The following is an 18,888-nucleotide window of genomic DNA, read 5'->3' on the forward strand; positions in this document are numbered from 1 at the left end:
CCCCGAGCCGCCCCCCGTACCTGGGAAGAGAGCACCACCATGCGGAAGATACTCATCGTCGGGGCCGGCCAGTCCGGTCTCCAGCTCGCCCTCGGGCTCCAGTCGCAGGGCTATGAGGTCACCCTCATGTCCAACCGCACCGCGGACGAGATCCGCTCCGGCCGGGTCATGTCCACGCAGTGCATGTTCCACACCGCCCTCCAGCACGAGCGTGACCTGGCCCTGAACTTCTGGGAGAACCAGGCCCCGCGCATCGAGGGCCTGGGCGTCTCGGTGGCCGAGCCCGGCAGCCACGCCGAGCCCGGCGGCACCCGGCGGGCCGTCGACTGGGTGGGCAGGCTGGACGGCTACGCCCAGTCCGTCGACCAGCGGCTGAAGATGGCCGGCTGGATGGAGACCTTCGCGCAGCGCGGCGGGCAGCTCGTCATCCACGGCGCCGCCGTCTCCGACCTCGACTTCTTCGCGAGCCGCTACGACCTGACGCTGGTCTCCGCCGGCAAGGGCGAACTGGTGTCGATGTTCGGCCGGGACGCCTCCCGTTCCCCGTACGACGCCCCGCAGCGCGCGCTGGCCGTCGCGTATGTGCACGGCCTGGACCCGCGCCCGGAGCACCCCGACTTCGACGCGGTGCGCTGCAACCTCGTGCCGGGCGTCGGCGAACTGTTCATCATGCCGACGCTGACCAACTCCGGCCGGGCCGACATCCTCTTCTGGGAGGGCATACCCGGCGGCCCGCTGGACGTCTTCGCGGGCATGAGGGATCCCGACGAGCACCTGGCGACGACGCTGGAGCTCATGGAACGTTTCACCCCCTGGGAGTACGCGCGCGCCACGAAGGTCGAGCTGACCGACGCCAACGGCACCCTGGCCGGACGTTACGCCCCGACCGTGCGCCACCCCATCGGCCGGCTCCCCTCCGGCGGGCTGGTCCTCGGCGTCGCGGACGTCGTCGTCGCCAACGACCCGGTCACCGGCCAGGGCTCCAACTCGGCCGCCAAGTGCGCCGCCTCCTACCTCGCCTCCATCGTCGAGCGGGGCGACCGGCCCTTCGACGCGGAGTGGATGCGTTCCACCTTCGACCGCTACTGGCAGACCGCCCAGCACGTCACGAAGTGGACCAACGCGATGCTGGCGCCGCCGCCCGAGCACGTCCTGAACCTGATCGGGGCGGCGGGGCAGCTCCAGCCGGTTGCCGACCGGTTCGCCAACGGCTTCGACGATCCGGCGGACTTCGAGAACTTCTTCTTCGAGGCGGAGAAGGCGGAGGCGTATCTCGCTTCGCTCGGTTAACCGGTGGTCCTGGTGCGCCCAGGGGCGCGCTGTCCTCAAGGGCCGGACGGGCCGGATGCGTGTGGCCGTTCGTTGTGCGGGAGGCGTGATCCCGGTGTGGGCGGGGCGCCGGTTGTCCTCGAACGGCGGACGGGCCGGTGGCGGCCGGACAGCTCACTGGTCGGTCTCAGGCGCCGGACGGGCCGGTTGCGGGCAGCTCACGTCCCCCGCCGGGGCCGCGCCCGTGAGCAGGTAGCGGTCCACGAGGGCGTCCACGCAGGGGTTGGCGTTCCGGTACTGGCCGTGGTCGCCGCCGCCGACGGTGACCAGACGGGAGCCGCGCAGCGCCCGGTGGGCCCGCAGGGCGCCTTCATAGTGGGCGGCCGGGTCGTGCCGGGAGGCGAGCATGAGCGTCGTCGGCAGGCCCTTGCCGGTGACGTGGACGCGCGGGGCGCGCGAGGCGGGCCAGGCGGCACAGGTGGCCGAGAAGGCCAGGGAGCGCGCCCCGAGCAGCGGGTACTTCGCGGTGTACCTGGCGGTGCGGCGGACCCAGGCGTCCATGTCCCGGCTCCAGGGAGTGTCGTTGCAGGTCACCGCGGTGAACTCGGCGAGGAACCCCGGGCTGAGGTAGCCGCCGAAGACCTTCCCGGCCATGCCGCGTTCGGCCGCCGTGGCGGTGTCCCAGTGGTCGAGGGCGGCGAGCGCGGTGGCCAGCGGGGCGAAGCCCTGGGCCGCGTCGTAGAGAGCCTGGCTGGTGCCGAAGTCCAGGCGGTTGGGGGTCACCTGCCGCCCGTCGCCCAGGTCGGCCGGGCGGTCGCGCAGGGCCCGGCGGCGCGCCTCCCACTTCGCCCGCGCCGCCGCCGCGGTACGCCCGTAGTGGTACGTGCCGTCGCGAGCGGCGAGCCAGGGCAGGAAGTCCTGCTCGAACCGGCGCTGGAAGCTGCGCGGCTGGCCCTCCTCGAAGGTCTGCCAGGTGCCGTCGAAGCCGACCGGGCTGTCCAGGACGAGCCGGTCGACGCGGCGCGGGAACTCCGTCGCGTAGTAGGCGCCGATCATGGTGGCGTACGAGGGGCCGTAGAAGGAGACCGTGCGGGCGCCGAGCAGCGCGCGGAACAGGTCCATGTCGCGCACGGTCTGGTCGGTGGTGATGTACGGCGCCAGGCCGCCGCCGCGCTCCTGGCAGGCGCGGGCCAGCTTCCGGGCACGCCGTACGACGCCGCGCACCGCCGCGGGCGAGCGGTCCCGCGCGTCGGCGCCGAAGAACGCGTCGAACTCCGCCGGGGTCTGGCAGGTCAGGGGTGTGCTCTGGGGCAGTCCGCGCTGGTTGAAGCCCACGATGTCGTAGGCGGCGGCCACCGCGGGCGAGTCCTCGGCGAAGCTCGCCGGCCTGGACAGGCCCTGGCCGCCCGGCCCGCCCGCCGCCGTCATCAGGACGCCGCGCCGGGCCCCCGCCGGGCCGGCCGCCCGGTGCCGGGACACGGAGACGCTGAGGTCCGGCCCCTCGGCGGGGTGGTGCCAGTCGCGCGGCACCGTCATCGTCGCGCACTCCAGCGACGGCGCACCGGCGCAGGGCTGCCAGGCGAGCCGCTGCTCCGTGTAGCGGGCGGGCAGGCGGGTACCGCCTGCCGCCGTCGCGGTCCCCGTCGTCGCTGCCGCCGGTCCGCCGGCCGCCGGCAGCAGGGCCGCCACCGTCGCGGTCACCAGTCCCGCGACGGCCCATCCGCGCCGCCGCTTCGCCCATATCCGCATCGTCGTCGTTCCTCCCCGAGGCGTGCGTACGGCCGTGTGCCGTACGCCGTGTGGCCGTGTGGCCGTACGGGAACGATGCTGCGGTGCGGGGCCGGGCGAATCGATCACCCAGGTTTCACTTGTGGGGGTGGCACCAGGACCACCCCGGTCACGCCGGGCCCGCCGCCGATCCGTAGCCCGTGTCGGCGCCCGCCGTCGCGTCGTCCGGCAGCGGTGGCGGGACGTAGCCGCGCAGAGAGGTGGCGTCCCGGTCCGGGCGGACGGCTCCGAGCAGCGGGTTCGCCGCGATGGGGGAGACCTTGACCCGGGCGCCGGGGCGGGGCGCCTGGACCACCATGCCGGACCCGAGGTACATCGCGACGTGCGTGGCGCCGGGGAAGTAGATCACCAGGTCACCGGGGCGCAGCGCCCGCAGCGGCACGTGCGGCAGCCGCCGCCACTGTTCCTGGCTGGTGCGCGGGATGGGCCGCCCGGCGTGTGACCACGCCTGCGACGTCAGGCCGGAGCAGTCGAAGGAGCCGGGCCCCTGCGCGCCCCAGACGTACGGTTTGCCGACCTGCCGCAGGCCGTACCGGACGGCCCGGTCGCCGCTCGCCGAAGGCGCCCGGGACCCGCTCAGCTCGCCGGAGGCCAGTAGGCCGCGCTGCGCGTCGTCCATGCCCCGCTGTTCCAGCCGGCCCAGTTCGGCGAGCTGCTCCTCGGAGAGGGTGGCGAGCAGCTCCTCGACCTCTTTGAGGCGGGCTTCGACCGCGTCCCGCTGCTGCCGGCGCCGCTCGGTGAGCACCTGCTGCTCGTCCAGCGCGGCCCGTGCCGCCTTCGCCAGCTCGCCGGCCCGCTTCTCGTTGCCGGTGAGCCGGGCGACGGTGGCGGCCTGGTTGCCGGCCGCCTCCTTGAGGAGGTGCCCTTCCTCCAGTACCGCCCGCGGGTCGGCGGAGAGCAGCATGCGCAGGTACGTGGAGAGCCCGGCGGCGCCGCCGCCCTGGTACTGGAGGCGGGCCAGCCGCCCCGCGTCCGCCTGCCCGTCGGCGAGCCGGGTCCGGGCCCGGGCCAGCCGGAGGTTGAGGTCCCGTGACGTGGCGCGCTGGGCCTTCAGGTCCTCCTCGGTGGCGTTGTACGCCTCGGTGGCCTGCTCGGCCCGCCGGTAGAGGTCCTGGAGGCGGGCCAGCAGCCGGCGGAGGGAGGCGTCACCGGAACCGGGCGCGTCACCGGAGGCCGCGGCCGGGCCGTCGCCGGGGCCACCCGCGTCAGCCGTATCGGTTGTGCTGTCGGTGCTGTCGGAGACGCCGGGGTCGTCCGTGCCGGGGAGTCCGGATCCGTCAGGGAGCCCGGACCCGTCGGGCAGGCCGGACCCGTCCGGCCCGTCCGGCAGCCGGAGCGCCCCGGTCGCGGCCGGGTCCGGTTCCGGGACGGCGTGCACGAACCCGGCGGGCAGGGTCAGGGTGACCGCACCCGCCAGCGCCGTCGCGCAGACCGACCGTACGATCCGCCCCGGCCGGGACCGACCCGGCGTGCACCGCTGCGACACGAACCCACCTCCGACGGACAGCTACGGCCTCGGCGGACCCGCGGTCCGCCGCCCGGTTCGTTCGGATCGTGCCACGGTGGTCGTATCTTCACCGTGGGGGTGCGGCCACCGGAGCGGTACGGTCACCCGATCGGCGGCCGGGGGCGTGTCCCGGCACCCGCCGGCGGCCCCGTCGTGCTGCTGAGGCCCAGTCACCTCCTGTGCCACGCGTCGGAGTTCCCCCGGCGGCGACCCGGGTCGGCCTGAGTGCCGGGAAGGCGTTGTCCCGGTTGCCGGTGTCCGGGAAGCCGGTCAGCGGCATGCCGGTTCTCGCGCCGGGGTGATCAACGCCGCTTCGGCCACGGCCACTTCGGGCCGCTCCGCGGCCTGCCCTCCGGGTCGTACTCGTACTTCCAGCCGCGGGGCAGTCCCAGCCGCCCCACGCGGCCCGGGGCCCGCCGGTACAGATGCACCGTCGGCGGCCTGCCGTCGTCGTTCGGCACCGGGATCTCGTACGTCTTCGGCGGTTGACCGGTCGCGCCGACGAGGACCGGCAGGACCCGCCCGTCCAGCGGGCCGCCGACGAACGGGGTGTTCTCGCTTCTCACCCCATCAGTCTCACATCGATACACAGTGGGGCGAAAGCGCAGGTCAGGCCACTCGGGCCGGGAGGGGGGCCGGGCGGGCCCGGGTCACAGGAGGTGGGCCGCGTCGGCGACGACCGGCAGGATCCGCCGGGCCAGCACGCCGACCGGACCCTCGGAGGTCTCCATCGCCAGCGCCGCCCGCGCCACCTGCGCGGCCTGCTCGTCGGTCGCGGCGGTGGCGGTCAGCAGCGCGACGAAGTGGTCGACGAGCCAGTCCCGCAGTTCGTCCAGCGGCGGCTGCTTGTCCTCGTCCAGCCAGATCAGGGAGGCGGCCTCGACGGCCGTGATCCACGTACGGACCGCCATCCGCAGCCGGGGGGACGGGGCGGCGGCGCCGAGGTGGTGCAGGATCTGCTCGGCGGCGGTGCGCCGCACCTCGTCGACGATCGCGGTCGTACGGGCCGTCTCGACGACGCTGCCGCCCTGGAGCAGGGCGCTGAACCCCGCGTCGTGCTCGTCGACGAACGCCAGGTAGCGGTCGAGCGCCCGGCCGAGGCGCTGGGTCAGCGGGCCGTCCTCCGGCTCGTCGAAGCAGCCCTCCAGTATGTCGGCCGCGCTGCGCAGGGCGGCCTCGTACAACTGCTGCTTGCCACCGGGGAAATAGCGGTAGACCAGTGGCCGGGACACCTGCGCGGCGGCCGCGACGTCGTCCAGCGAGACGTCCTCGGGAGCGCGCTGGGCGAAAAGCCCCAGGGCCGCGGTCAGGAGTTGGGAGCGGCGCTCCTCGACGCTGAGCCTGCGATAGGCGGGTCGGGGTACTGCTGGGGCGGTGCCGCTGCCGTTCATCCCAGCAGCGTAACCGGCCTGCCGGGAAAGCGCCGGGGCGGGTTCGGGGGCCCGGGGCGCGTACGTGCGCACGGACCCCGCGCTGCGCCGGTGCGTCCCGGGTCCGGCCCCGGACGGTGCCGAGCCGGACGCTCCGGGCCCGGCTCGCACCCGCGTTCCGCCGGTTACGCCAGCAGCCCCGAACTCTTCCAGAGCTTGCGGCCGACGCCGCGCAGTACGCCGATGTCGTCCAGGAACTCGGTCAGCCGGCCCGCGCCGGACTGCATCACCTCGCGGCGGTGGCCGCTGGCCTTCACCTGGGCGACCGCCTCCCGCCGGTCCAGCCCGACGTTCGTGTACACCTGCGGGTTGACGAAGGCGATGGAGAAGACGCGGGCCGCCTCCCCGCTGCTGACCCGGGTCAGTTCCTGTTCCCAGCGCGGCGCGGTGACCATCTGGCGGCGCAGTTCCTCACGGGCGTACCGGACGTGGCGGGCCTCCTCGACGACGTGGATGCGGGTGACGCCGCGCACGATCGTCTGGACCCGCTCGTCCGGGAAGGTCAGCCGCTGCATCCAGTCCAGGATCTCCTCGCCGAGCAGCGTGCAGGCGAACGAACCGGGTGTGGTGGAGACCGTCTTGAGGACGCGCGCCAGGTTGTGGTTGAGGCGGGAGACGGGGTACGTGGGCGCCCCGCCCTTCTGGATCATGCGCGCGAACATCTTGGAGTGCCGGCACTCGTCGGCTATCTCGGTGAGGGCATAGCGAACGTGCGCGCTGGTGACGGACTTGTCGTAGATGTGCCGGACCAGGAGCTGCATCAGGATGATCTCGAACCAGATGCCCAGCGAGGCCAGGGAGGCGGCCTCGTGCCGGGACAGGTCCATCCGCTGCTCCTCGGACATCTTCTTCCACAGCGGGGTGTCGTAGAGGGACACCAGCTCCGGCGGCCAGAACCACTTGCCCTCTTCCAGGGGTGCGTCCCAGTCGAGTTCGGTGTCCGGGTCGAAGGAGTGCTTGGCGGAGGAGTCGAGCAGTCGTTCCGCCACCTGCTCGCGGTCCTTGAGCAGCCCGAGGGCGTCCCGGAGGACTTCCGGCTCCGTCACGGTCGTCGCTGTCGTCACGGTCGTCATGGCTGTGGTTACCTCGCTCGTGGGTTACCCGCGGTCACGTCTTATGAGACTGCTTGTCAGCAAGCTCGTCAATCCCCTGCGCGCGAAATGTTGACCCGCCGGTAAGTCCCGTGTGAGCCTGCCAACGACCGTCTCCGGTACGGGGATCGGGTGCGAGGCGAGGAGGCGCTGGTGTCGAGCCGTGAGCTGTACACACAGGATCCGGGCGCGTACGCATGGACCGTGCCGGCGGGCAGCCCGGCCCGCCTCAGTTGGGAGTACGACGACGGCAGGGAACGGCTGCTGGCCCTCTACCAGAAGGGCAAGGACAAGCAGTGGGACGCCAATCTGCGCATCGACTGGGCGCAGGAGGTCGACCCGTACGACCCGCTCGGCACCCCGGACGCGTCGGTCTCCCTGTACGGCACGCCGTACTGGGACCGGATGTCGGACAAGGAGCGCGGCGAACTGCGGCAGCACTACGCGGCCTGGCAGTTCAGCCAGTTCCTGCACGGCGAGCAGGGCGCGATGGTGTGCGCGGCGCGGATCGTGGAGACCGTCCCCGACCTCGACGCGAAGTTCTACTCCGCGACCCAGACCATGGACGAGGCCCGGCACGCCGAGATCTACAGCCGCTTCCTCAAGGACAAGATCGGGATGCTCTACCCGGTCAACGACAACCTCCGGGCGCTCCTGGGGGACACCCTCAGGGACTCCCGCTGGGACATGCCCTATCTCGGGATGCAGGTCCTGATCGAGGGGCTGGCGCTGGCCGCCTTCGGCATGATCCGCGACACCACCACCCAGCCGCTGCCCCGGCAGATCCTGACCTACGTCATGCAGGACGAGGCCCGGCACGTCGCCTTCGGACGGCTGGCGCTGCGCGACTACTACCAACAGCTCTCCGACGCCGAACTGCGCGAACGCGAGGAGTTCGTCATCGAGGGCTGCTACCTGATGCGCGACCGGCTGCGCGGCCTGGAGGTCCTGGAGAACTTCGGCGTCCCCCGCCAGGAGGCCGCCGAGATCACCGAGGACTCCGAATTCCTGCACCTCTTCCGCCGTCTGCTCTTCAGCCGCATCGTCCCGTGCGTGAAGGACATCGGTCTGTGGGGCGAACGCCTCCAGCGCGCGTACGTGGACATGGGCGTCTTCGACCTCGGTGACTCCAGCCTGGACCGGCTCATGGCCCAGGACGAGGAACTGGCCGACCAGCTCGACGCGGAACGCTTCGCGCGGGAGGAGCGCGCCCGGACGGCGGAGGTGGCGGAGACGATCGCGGCGGGGACGGAGGACGGGGAGCCGGCCTGAGCGCCTGCGCCCGAGCCCCGGGCCGCGCGCCCGTCCCCCCGCTCGCTCGTACGTCCTGCCCAGGCCGGGTGCGCCCTGCCAGGCCGGCCGGACGGTCAGCGGCGCCCCGAGCGCGCGAGCCAGCGGCCGTCGTGGCGGGTCACCTCGATGGGCCGGCCGAAGCAGGCCGTCATACGCTCGCCGGTGAGGACGTCCGCCACCGCGCCCAGCGCTTGCACGCGGCCCTCGCGCAGCAGCAGCGCGTGGCCGATGGCGGGGGACAGCTCTTCCAGGTGGTGGGTGACGGTCACCGTCGACAGGCCGGGGCGGCCCTCGGCCAGGCGGTGCATGGTGTCGATCAGATCCTCCCTGGACGGCAGGTCGAGCGCGTTGAACGGCTCGTCCAGCAGGAGCAGTGACGGATCGGCCATCAGCGCACGGGCGATGAGGAGGCGGGCCCGCTGGCCGCCGGAGCACACGCCGTACGGCCGGTCCGCCAGTTCTTTGCACTCCAGCTCGGCCAGCAGCTCGTGGGCGCGCTCGCGGGTGGCGTCGTCGTACTTCCCCCACAGCGGCTGCACGGTGCCGGTCGCGCCGGTCAGCACCACCGTGTGGCCGGTCGCGTCCTGGGGCACCTTCTGCGCGCTGGACACCAGGCCGATCGCGGCGCGCAGTTCGCGTACGTCGACGGTGCCGAGGCGGTGACCGAGCACCTCGACCGTGCCGGTCGTGGGGAACATCAGTGCGCCGACCAGCCGCAGGACGGTGGTCTTGCCCGCTCCGTTGGCGCCCAGGAGCGCCCAGTGTTCACCGGTGCGTACGGTCCAGTCGACGCTGTCGAGGATGACCTGCCCGGTGGTGAAGCGGCGGACGCTCGCGTCGTGGAGGGCCGCGATCACACGGCTTCCAGGGGCCGCGGGGGCGGTGGGGTCCGAGGGCTCCGAGGTCGTCATGGCGGCACGTTAGCTGTACGGGGCAGCTTTGTGGGGCGGTGTCCGGGGTGTGGACCGCCGGCCGGCGTGCCCCGGCAGCCCCAGCAGGCCGCGGACCCGGGCGTACTTCACGGTCAGCCGCTCCCGCGCCGCCGCGTCCGGCACCGCGAGCCGCGCCGGGCCGGCGCCTCGGCCTCGGCCTCGGCGAGGGGCAGCAGCCCCGGGCCACCGGCCCGGAGATCGTGTTCCGGCTGTCCCCTGCGTCCCCCTGCGCGGCGCCGTGCCGTACGTCACCGTAGCGCTGCCTGCATCACCGCGCGGGCGATGGGCGCCGCGCTGCCGCCGCCGCTGATGTCCGCGCGGTGGGCGGCCGCGTCCTCGACGACCACCGCCACGGCCACCGCCGGATCGTCCGCGCCGTCCTTCTGCGCCCAGGAGACGAACCACGCGTACGGCGTGCCCTTGTTGTCCACCCCGTGCTGCGCGGTGCCGGTCTTGCCGCCGACGGTGGCGCCGTCGATCGCGGCGCCGGTGCCGGTGCCCCGGGTGACCACGCCGGTCATCATCTCCTTCAGGTGCCGCGCGGTGCCGCGGCTCATGGCCCGGTGCAGGGTCTTCGGCCGGGTGGTGGAGACCGTCCGGCCGTGCGCGTCGGTCAGCTTGTCCACCAGATAGGGGGACTTGACCACGCCGTCGTTGGCCACGGCGGCGGCGACCATCGCCATCTGGAGCGGGGTGGCGGTGGTGTCGTACTGGCCGATGGCCGAGAGGGCCACCTGCGCCGCGTCCATGTCGGTGTCGAAGACGCTGCGGGCAGCCGTGGAGGGGACCTTGAGCTCCGGATCGTTGAAGCCGAAGTTCTCCGCGGTCCCGACCATGCCGCCGAGGCCGACGTCGACGCCCAGGTGGGCGAAGACGGTGTTGCAGGAGATCTCGAAGGCGCGCCGCAGGGACGCGTTCGCGCAGCCACCCGCCTCGTTGGTGAGCCGGGTGGACGTCCCGGGAAGGGTGTACGGGCTCGGGGTGTCGGTGTCCGCGTCGATGTCGGTGACCTTGTGGTGGTCCAGCGCCGCCGCGGCGGTGACGACCTTGAAGGTGGAGCCCGGCGGGTAGGTCTGCTTCAGGGCTCGGTTGATCATGGGCTGGCCGTCGCTCCCGTTGAGCCGGCTCCAGGTGCTCACCACCGACTGCCCGGTGCCGGCGAGGGCGCCCGGGTCGTACGACGGCGTGCTGACCAGCGCGAGGATCTTGCCGGTCCGCGGCTGCACGGCGGCCACCGCGCCCTTCTTGCCGCCCAGCTCCTCGAACGCGGCCTGCTGCACCGCCGCGTCGACGGTGGTGACCACGTCGCCGCCCGGCTGCTGCTCGCGGCTGATGTCCGTCCACAGCGGGAACCGGGCGAGCCGGGGGTCGGTGCCGGACAGTACGTCGTCCTCGGCGTTCTCCAGGAGCGTGGTGCCGTAGATCTGGGAGGCGTAGCCGGTGACGGGCGCGTACTTCGGCCCCTCGGCGTACGTCCGCTCGTACCGCAGCCGCCCGCCGCTGTCGCGCGAGCCGGTGACCGGTTCGCCGCTGACCAGGATGTCGCCGCGCGGCTGGCCGTAACGGATCAGTGCGGAGCGCCGGTTGGCCTGGTTGTCGTCGTAGCCGTCGGCCTCGAAGACCTGGACGCGGGCGGCGTTCAGGAGCAGCGCGACGAGCAGGACCAGGCAGAAGACGCTGGCGCGGCGGATGTAGCGGTTCACCGGCTCCCGCCCTGGCCGTCGGGGGTGCCGGGAGTCCCGTGGCCGTCGGGGGCGCCGGGAGTGTCGTGTTCGCCGCGGGCGCCGGGGCCGCCTCCGTCCCCGGTCGCGTGCGGGCCCCCGTATCCGTACGGGAAGTCCTCCTCCTCGTACGGCCGGGCCGAGGACCCGGAGCGGGCGCCGCCGGGGCCCGCCGCCGCGATCACCCCGGTCTCCGCGGCGTCCGGGTGGGGCCTGCGGGCGCTGTCGCTGATCCGGATGAGCAGCGCGACGATCACCCAGTTGGTGACGACGGACGAGCCGCCCTGGGCGAGGAACGGCATCGCCATGCCGGTCAGCGGGATCAGGCCCATCACCCCGCCCGCGATGACGAAGACCTGGACGGCCAGCAGGGAGGCGAGCCCCACGGCCAGCAGCCGGCCGAACGGGTCGCGCAGCGCCAGGCCGGCCCGGTAGCCGCGGGCGACCAGCAGCGCGTACAGGACGAAGAGCGCGGTGAGGCCGGTCAGGCCCAGCTCCTCGCCGTAGGTGGCCAGGATGAAGTCCGACTTCATGGCGAAGCCGATGAGGGCGGAGTGGCCCTCGCCCAGGCCGGTGCCGAGCAGGCCGCCGGCGGCGAAGGCGAACAGCGACTGGGCGAGCTGGCTCGCGCCCCGGCCCGCCGTGATGCTCGCGAACGGGTGCAGCCAGTCGGCGACCCGGCTGTGCACGTGGGGTTCGAGCAGGCCCACGGCGGCGGCTCCGGCGGCGGCGAGCAGCAGGCCCACCGCGATCCAGCCGGTGCGGCCGGTGGCCACGTACAGCAGGACGACGAAGACGCCGAAGAAGAGGAGCGAGGTGCCCAGGTCGCGCTCGATGACCAGGACGCCGACGCTGACCAGCCAGACGGCGACGACCGGGCCGAGCACCCGGCCGGTGGGGAAGTGGAACTTCCACATCCGCTTGCCCGTGTGGGCGAGGGCGTTGCGGTTGGCCGCCAGATACGCGGCGAAGAAGACGGTGAGCAGGATCTTCGCGAACTCGCCGGGCTGGAAGGAGAAGCCCGCCACCCGGATCCAGATCTTCGCCCCGTTCACGGCAGGGAAGAAGATCGGGACGACCATCAGGGCGAGGCCGGCGGCGACCGAGACATAGGCGTAGCGCTGCAGGATGCGGTGGTCGCGCAGCAGCAGGACGACGGCGGCGAACAGCCCGACGCCGAGCGCGGACCAGACGAGCTGGGTGGGCGCCGCCTGGTCCTTGGGCGTCTCCAGGTCGAGCCGGAAGATCAGCAGCAGCCCGAGCCCGTTCAGCAGGATGGCGATGGGCAGGAAGAGGGGGTCGGCGTAGGGGGCGCGGAACCTGACGGCGAGGTGGCCGAGGAGGGCCAGGGCGGCCAGGCCCGCCCCGTAGCTCGCCGCGTCGCCCGGGACGGCGTTCTGCCGGGCGAGCCCGACGTCGATGTACCCGCAGACGCTGATGAGGACGGCGCCGGCGAGGAGGGCCAGTTCGGTGCCCCGGCGTCCGGGCATCCTCAGGCCCGGTGGGGGAGCGTCCGCCATGGATGCGGTCATGACAGGCAACGTAGCAAGTGTCGGGGCATATGTCCTTTATGTCGGTGTGAGCGGAGTGGGCGGTGTGGTGCAAGGGGCGTACGGGTACGGCCGCCGGGCGGACGGGGTGGTTGCCGCCCCCGCCCGAGGGGCGGGCGGGCAGGCTTCCGGGGTCGGGCGGGCACGGTTTCCGGAGCCGGGCGGCGCCGGACGGCCCTCGCGGCGCCCCGGCGCCGTTCCGGGCGGGCGGGCCGGGCGGGGTGCCGGCGGGGGCGGACGCGGAAGGCGGCGTACGGGTTGCCTCGTTCGCCCGTGACGGAAACGCTGGGCCGCGTTCCCCGCGTACGGTTGGCTTTCGCCCATGACGACCGGTACCTCCACAGTTCCGGCGCCGTGGCGTGCCACGGTGGCCTACTGGCCCGCGAGCGGGGCCGGTTCGCGGGCACGGGGCCGCGCCGCGGCCGTCTCGGGGAGAGCCCCTAGGGGGCGAACAAGGGTTGTTCCGTGATTGCGCGCAATGGCAGTTTGTAAACTCGCCCTCAGACCACGCGCACACATATGTACAAGGCTGAGCTCGTCACGCTGGATGCGGCCGACCGGTCCATGGCGCACGTCACATCCGCGAACGCCGAGCGGATGTCCCGGCGTTCGGCGGCCCTGACCGGGGCCCGCCGAGGGCGGGTGACCGTCCCCCTCGACGAAAGGCAGTATTAGCGTCATGACGACTCTCCGTTCCCGGATCATCGCCTGGGCCGGCCGTTTGTATATGGCAAGGACGCGGAAGAAGGGCTTCGACCTGTCTCGGATGTCTTTCTTGCCCGAGTCCGTCCTGATGCCGTTGCGGCGTGACGGACTGGACCCGGTGGGTGAGCTGGCGACGGTGCGTGAGCAGGAGCCCATCAGCAAGCTGCCGGTGCCGATCGCCGCCAACGTGTGGCTGGTCACCGGTTACGACGAGGTCAAGGCCGTCCTGGGCAAGGGCAACGCCTTCAGCTCCGACTTCACCAACCTCATCGGACAGGCCGGCGCCAGCACCGACCAGAACCCCGGCGGCCTCGGCTTCGCCGACCCGCCGGTGCACACCCGGCTGCGCCGCCTGCTGACGCCCGAATTCACCATGCGCCGCCTCAGCCGGCTCACGCCCCGTATCCACGAGATCGTGGAGGAGCGGCTGGACGCCATGGAGAAGGCCGGCTGCTCCGGTGACCCGGTCGACATCGTCGAGACCTTCGCCCTGCCCATTCCGTCGCTGGTCATTTGCGAACTCCTCGGAGTGCCGTACGAGGACCGCGCGGACTTCGAGCGGCTGAGCGCCGCGCGTTTCGACCTCTTCAGCGGCGCCAACGCGTCCTTCGGTGCCATATCGGAATCGCTCTCGTATTTCCGTGAGGTGGTCAAGAAGCAGCGCCAGAATCCGGGTGACGGCCTGCTCGGCATGATCGTCAAGGAGCACGGCGACTCGGTCAGCGACGAGGAGCTGGCGGGCCTGGCCGACGGCGTGCTCACCGGCGGCTTCGAGACGACCGCCAGCATGCTGGCGCTGGGCGCGCTGGTGCTCCTCCAGGACCCCTCGCACTTCGCGGCCCTCAAGGACGACGACGAGGCGGCCGAGCGCTACGTCGAGGAGCTGCTGCGCTACCTCACCGTCGTACAGGTGGCCTTCCCCCGGTTCGCGCGGGAGGACCTGGAGATCGCCGGGGTGTCGATCTCCAAGGGCGACGTGGTGCTGTGCTCGCTGAGCGGCGCCGACCGGGACGGCAAGCTGGGTCCCGACATGGAGCGCTTCGACCCGTCCCGCAACGTGCCCTCGCACCTCGCCTTCGGCTACGGCATCCACCGCTGCGTCGGCGCCGAGCTGGCCAAGATGGAGCTGCGCGCCGCCTACCCCGCCCTGGTGCGGCGGTTCCCCGCCATGCGGCTCGCGGTGCGGCCCGAGGAGCTGGCGTTCCGCAAGCTGTCGATCGTGTACGGGATCGAGTCGCTGCCGGTCCGCCTCGACGGCTGAACCGGGACCTTTCTTCCCTTTCCGTGGAACCGGAATTCCGGCGCCCCGCCGGGGTGAGAAGCGGTTCTCCATTCAACGACCGGGTGCCTGGCCGAAAGGCCGGGCGCCCGGTCGTTTCTCTTGTCCTTTCGGATGAGGAGCGCGCAATTCGGCCGGGACCAAAGTCCCGGAAAACGCGGGAGTTGCGTGGCCGTGGCCTCATCTCCGGCGGACTGTTACCTGCCCGGAGATTTCTCGTGACGCGGGATGAATAGCTTCATCGGTGTCGCCGGCGCATCGAGCGGACGGCGGCCCCCACTCCGGATAACCGCAAAGGAACTCCTGATGGCCCTCACCCGTCGCCGCACTCTCGTCCGTACCGCAGCCGTCGCGGCCGCCGCCGGCTCCGCGCTGCTGCTGCCCGCCGCTGCCGCCTTCGCTGACAGTCCGCAGCCGACCGCCGCCGGCAGCCCCGCGGCGGACGGCAGCACCGCCGGAACGCCGTCGGAAAAGCCCTCGGAGAACTCCGGGAAGCCGGGCGACAAGGGCGACCAGGACAAGCGGCAGAACGAAAAGCGGCAGGACGACAAGCAGCAGAAGGGCGAGCGCAAGCTGGTCCGTACGCAGCGCCTGTCCGGCGGCTTCACCGCCAGGGTCTACAAGCTGGGCCCGGACCATTTCCAGGCCGACATGTACGCGAACGAACCGGGTACCGGCAAGCTCGTCAAGATGGACACGCTGGAGACCAAGGGCGGCAAGCCCGCCTACGGCCAGCACAACGGCGCGCACTTCGTCCTGCAGCCCGACGGATCCATGACCTCGTGGGTCGAGGGCGGCGACCGGAAGAAGGACGACAAGAAGGACGACAAGAAGAAGAACGAGCAGCACGAGGGCCGGAAGCAGGACGCCCGCAAGGACCAGCGGCAGCCGCAGCAGACCGGCCGGCAGACCCAGGTCACCCCGAAGGGCGGCGTGAAGGCCGGCGCGGAGGGCGTCGGCGGGACGCCGGACACCCCGGCCGTCCTGCTCGCCGGCGGCGGGGCCGCCGCGGCCGCCGCGGGCCTCGGCTTCGCGCTGCTGCACCGCCGCAAGGCCGGCGAGGACGCCTGACCCGCGGCACCGGCCGGGCGGGCCGCTCCTCCCTCACCGGAGCGGCCCGCCCCGCCACTGCTTCCCTGCCCCCGTACGTACCAGGAGCCACCGTGTCCCCGTCCACCACGAACCGCCACGGCCGCATCGGACGCACCGCCGTGCTGAGCGTCCTCGCGCTCGCCGTCAGCGGAGTCCTGACCGCCTGCGGCGGTGGCCCCGGCCCGGACGTACGGGTGGACAACGCCGCGACCCGTCCGGCCGCCCAGGCCGTCACGCCGATGAAGCGGTCCGAGCCCGTCCGCGTACGGATCCCGTCGGCCGGGGTCGACAGCCGCCCCGTCCTCCCGCTCGGGCTCACCGGCGACGGCGAGCTGGACGTACCGCCGGTGGACAAGGCGGACAAGGCGGGGTGGTTCACCAGGGGAGTCACCCCGGGGGAGCGGGGCCCGGCCGTCCTCGTCGCGCACTACGACACGGCCGACGGCCCGGCCCTGATGCGGAACGTCGCCCGGATGAAGATCGGTGACCGCATCGAGGTCGGCCGCGCCGACGGCACCACTGCCGTCTTCAAGATCCGCGAGGTCCAGCAGGTCGGCAAGGCGCACTTCCCGACGGCCAAGGTGTACGGCGACACCGACCGCCCCGAACTGCGTCTGATCACCTGCGGCGGCCCGATCGTGGACGGCCACCGCTCGGACAACATCGTCTTCTACGCGGACCTGGTGAAGTGACCCCGGATCGGGCTCTCACTCCGGCCGCAGGGCCACCGGGAGACTGGTGATGCCGCTGAGCAGGTTGGAGTAGTTGCGGCGGGTGTCGCCGCGCAGTTCGACCGAGGCGACGGTCTCGCGCAGCCCGGTCAGCATGGCGGCGATCTCGGCCCGGCCCAGGTAGGCGCCGAGGCAGAAGTGCGGGCCGTAGCCGAAGGACAGGTGCTTGTTGGGGGAGCGGCCGAGCAGGAACCGCTCCGGGGCCTCGAAGACGTCCTCGTCCATGTTGGCCGAGTCGTTCCACAGCGTGACGATGTCCCCGGCCTTGATCACCTGGCCCTGCCCGCCGACCGGTACGTCCTCCAACGCCGTACGGCCGAAGTGCAGCGCGGGCGTCGTCCAGCGCAGGATCTCGTCGACGGCGGCGGGGATCGCCACCTCGCCGCTCTTCAAGGCCCGCCACTGCTCCGGGTGTTCGATCAGCGCCAGTACCCCGCCGGTCATCGACATCCGGCTGGTCTCGTCACCGCCGATGATCAGGCTGTAGCAGTTGACCACGATCTCGTCCATGGTCAGCGGCCGGCCCTCGATGAGGCCGGTGGCCAGCACACTGACCGCGTCGCTGCCCGGGTTCCTGCGCCGCTCCTCGGCCAGGGTGCCGAAGTACGCCAGGATGTCGTTGCGCGCCTGCCACGCGGCGGCGGGCGACTGGGCGGCGCCGTCGTTGCCGAGGGCCGTCGCGGTCAGCTCCAGCACCTTGGCGCGGTCCGTCCCGGGCACGCCCATCAGGTCGCAGATCGCGGTGAGCGGGATGTCCGCCGCCACGTCCCGGGCGAAGTCGCACTCCTCGCGGGCGACCGCTTCGCGCAGCAGGGCGCGGGTGGACTGCCGGATGTTGTCCACCACGCCTTCCAGCGCGCGCGGGGAGAACGCCGTGAGCAGGATCTTGCGGATGTCGGAGTGCCGCGGCCCGTCCGTCACCGCGGCCATCATGCCCGCGGCGGAATCCCCGCCCATGAGCAACGTGGTGAGGACATTTCCCTTCTCCGACGTGAAGCGTTTGTTGTCCCGGTAGATTTCCGAGACGTCCGCGTGCCGGGAAACGACCCAGAACCCCGGGGCCCCGCCGACGGACGGGTGCCAGTAGAAGGGCTGCGTTGTGCGCAGATGGCGCCAGACTTCGCTCAGGTCGTACTCGGCGTGGGTACGCGGGTCCGTCAGGTCCAGCGTCGCTATGTCCCCTGGACTCAGCATGATGCGGCTGGGCATGGTGTCAACTGCTCCTTAGGCTCCGTGGCAGACTCCGGCGATGTCGCCGTGATCGCCGCTTTCGGTCTGCGGCCCCGGCGGTGTCCGCCGGTGGCCGGCCATGGTCCCCCGTGGCCTGTCGGCCGGAGTCGTCCATGCGGCCGCTCCGCATTTTCACAGTAGCAACTCGCCGCGTATCGGCGGAGGTCGTGGCCGGGCCCCGTGGGGGGATTTCGCTGACCGGTGTGGCGGTCGGCCGGAAAGCGAAGAGAATGGTTCCGTTTGTGGCCGGTTCCGTCCGCACGGCCATCCCCCGCGCCGGGCGGGCGCCGGGGCGCGTCCGGCCCGCGGGAAGCCGGGCCGAGAGCGCCAAAGGACATCCGGAAACCACGCTGACCAGCGCATATCCGCGCCATGTCGGTTGAGTTCGGTGTTCACCGGTGCGGCGCGGGTATCTTCTTGACGCCTTCGCGGGACTGCTGATTAACTCGCGATGGCTTGATCGATGGACCCGGAGCGGGTCCGGATGGTGTGCACTTTCGGGGGTTGTGTATCCATGCCACAAGGCGTACGAACGAGGCCGTGGCCCAGCCGCGCCCAGGAGGACGCGGCATCGTGTCGCGCGGATTCCGTCCCGCCGTACCCACTGCGATCGCCCTGACTTTCCGTACGGCTCCACCGGAGTGCCGGTCCCCCCGCACGGGACTGCTCGCGCTCCGGCGGTGAACCCTGCCATTCCCTGCTTTCCCGGTAACGGCCGTGCCTGTTGCGGCAGTTCGTCGAACGGGTAACCGGCAGGGCGCTCAGGGGAAAATCTGTTCACCCTTGACCTTCGTCCCGGGTGTGTGAGAACACGGCATCAGAACCCGGCGCCGGCCGGATTCCCCGTCCTTTTCCCTGCCGATTTTCCCGTCCGGACCCACCACCGGAGCCCGGAAACACCGGCCTGCTCCCCGCGGAGCGGGCCCGGCACCCGGCCGGCCGCCTCCGGCCCTTTTCGTTGCCCTCCACTTCGTTCCACTCCACTCGGCGCAGCCTTTCCCGCCGGGCGTCACCGCCCTGCACCGGGCCGCCGTGCGCGGTGTGCCCGCCATGCCGCCCACCGGACGCCCGTCCACGGACGCCGTCCCTCCGACGCCGCTCACCCGACCCGGCGGACGACCGACCAGTGCCGCATTGCCCTGTGCGGGGCAGGAAGAAGGAAACAGCTCATGATCCCGTTGTCCTTTGCGCAGCGCCGGCTGTGGTTCCTGCACAAGCTGGAGGGGCCGTCGGCGACGTACAACATGCCGTTGACGCTGCGGCTGAAGGG

General features: G+C 72.3%; 14 protein-coding genes. 5 read left to right on the plus strand and 9 right to left on the minus strand.

The features are described from left to right. Positions 1-39: 39 nt before the first annotated feature. Complete coding sequence (locus tag ACH4EB_RS26035) at positions 40-1,290, plus strand: styrene monooxygenase/indole monooxygenase family protein (protein WP_398350114.1); 1,251 nt, start codon at positions 40-42, stop codon at positions 1,288-1,290. Positions 1,291-1,443: 153 nt separating this feature from the next. Here ACH4EB_RS26035 and ACH4EB_RS26040 read toward each other — a convergent pair whose 3' ends face one another. The 5 genes from ACH4EB_RS26040 to ACH4EB_RS26060 form a co-directional block, all read right to left on the minus strand. Next, complete coding sequence (locus tag ACH4EB_RS26040) at positions 1,444-3,018, minus strand: alpha/beta hydrolase (protein WP_398350115.1); 1,575 nt, start codon at positions 3,016-3,018, stop codon at positions 1,444-1,446. A 148-nt stretch (positions 3,019-3,166) separates the two neighbouring features. Further along, a complete protein-coding gene (locus tag ACH4EB_RS26045; protein WP_398350116.1) occupies positions 3,167-4,543 on the minus strand; it encodes an NlpC/P60 family protein in 1,377 nt (458 codons plus the stop codon). 323 nt (positions 4,544-4,866) lie between these two features. Further along, entirely contained in the window at positions 4,867-5,130 is a 264-nt protein-coding gene (locus tag ACH4EB_RS26050; RefSeq protein WP_398350117.1) for a hypothetical protein, read from the minus strand. Between the two features lie 84 nt (positions 5,131-5,214). Continuing rightward, positions 5,215-5,955: a TetR/AcrR family transcriptional regulator gene (locus tag ACH4EB_RS26055; protein WP_398350118.1), complete on the minus strand. Its 741-nt coding sequence runs from the start codon at positions 5,953-5,955 to the stop codon at positions 5,215-5,217. 164 nt (positions 5,956-6,119) lie between these two features. After that, the gene (locus ACH4EB_RS26060; protein WP_398350119.1) at positions 6,120-7,067 is read right to left on the minus strand and encodes a diiron oxygenase; all 948 of its coding nucleotides are present in this window, start codon (positions 7,065-7,067) and stop codon (positions 6,120-6,122) included. Positions 7,068-7,238: 171 nt separating this feature from the next. Here ACH4EB_RS26060 and ACH4EB_RS26065 point away from each other — a divergent pair, with 171 nt between their 5' ends. Beyond that, positions 7,239-8,357: a ferritin-like domain-containing protein gene (locus tag ACH4EB_RS26065; RefSeq protein WP_398350120.1), complete on the plus strand. Its 1,119-nt coding sequence runs from the start codon at positions 7,239-7,241 to the stop codon at positions 8,355-8,357. A gap of 95 nt (positions 8,358-8,452) precedes the next feature. Here the strand turns inward: ACH4EB_RS26065 and ACH4EB_RS26070 are convergent, their stop codons facing one another. The 3 genes from ACH4EB_RS26070 to ACH4EB_RS26080 all read right to left on the minus strand — a co-directional run bounded on the left by ACH4EB_RS26070 (position 8,453) and on the right by ACH4EB_RS26080 (position 12,563). Further along, positions 8,453-9,289 (minus strand): ABC transporter ATP-binding protein, encoded by an 837-nt coding sequence (locus ACH4EB_RS26070; protein WP_398350121.1) that lies wholly within the window; start codon positions 9,287-9,289, stop codon positions 8,453-8,455. Between the two features lie 269 nt (positions 9,290-9,558). Beyond that, entirely contained in the window at positions 9,559-11,013 is a 1,455-nt protein-coding gene (locus ACH4EB_RS26075) for a penicillin-binding transpeptidase domain-containing protein (RefSeq protein ID WP_398350123.1), read from the minus strand. Next, positions 11,010-12,563, minus strand: coding sequence for an FtsW/RodA/SpoVE family cell cycle protein (locus ACH4EB_RS26080; RefSeq protein ID WP_398350125.1), 1,554 nt, complete (start codon positions 12,561-12,563; stop codon positions 11,010-11,012). The genes ACH4EB_RS26075 and ACH4EB_RS26080 overlap by 4 nt, the downstream gene beginning before the upstream one ends. A gap of 745 nt (positions 12,564-13,308) precedes the next feature. Here ACH4EB_RS26080 and ACH4EB_RS26085 point away from each other — a divergent pair. The 3 genes from ACH4EB_RS26085 (at position 13,309) to ACH4EB_RS26095 (ending at position 16,349) form a co-directional block, all read left to right on the plus strand. After that, the gene (locus tag ACH4EB_RS26085) at positions 13,309-14,547 is read left to right on the plus strand and encodes a cytochrome P450 (protein ID WP_398350146.1); all 1,239 of its coding nucleotides are present in this window, start codon (positions 13,309-13,311) and stop codon (positions 14,545-14,547) included. A gap of 324 nt (positions 14,548-14,871) precedes the next feature. Next, a complete protein-coding gene (locus ACH4EB_RS26090; protein WP_398350126.1) occupies positions 14,872-15,636 on the plus strand; it encodes a hypothetical protein in 765 nt (254 codons plus the stop codon). Positions 15,637-15,728: 92 nt separating this feature from the next. After that, entirely contained in the window at positions 15,729-16,349 is a 621-nt protein-coding gene (locus ACH4EB_RS26095) for a class F sortase (RefSeq protein WP_398350128.1), read from the plus strand. Positions 16,350-16,364: 15 nt separating this feature from the next. On the opposite strand, the gene ACH4EB_RS26100 is transcribed toward ACH4EB_RS26095, so the two are convergent. Next, positions 16,365-17,597 (minus strand): cytochrome P450, encoded by a 1,233-nt coding sequence (locus tag ACH4EB_RS26100; protein WP_398350129.1) that lies wholly within the window; start codon positions 17,595-17,597, stop codon positions 16,365-16,367. Between the last annotated feature and the right edge of the window lie 1,291 nt (positions 17,598-18,888).

Source organism: Streptomyces sp. NPDC018045 (assembly GCF_044327445.1).
In the GTDB taxonomy this organism is placed as follows: domain Bacteria; phylum Actinomycetota; class Actinomycetes; order Streptomycetales; family Streptomycetaceae; genus Streptomyces.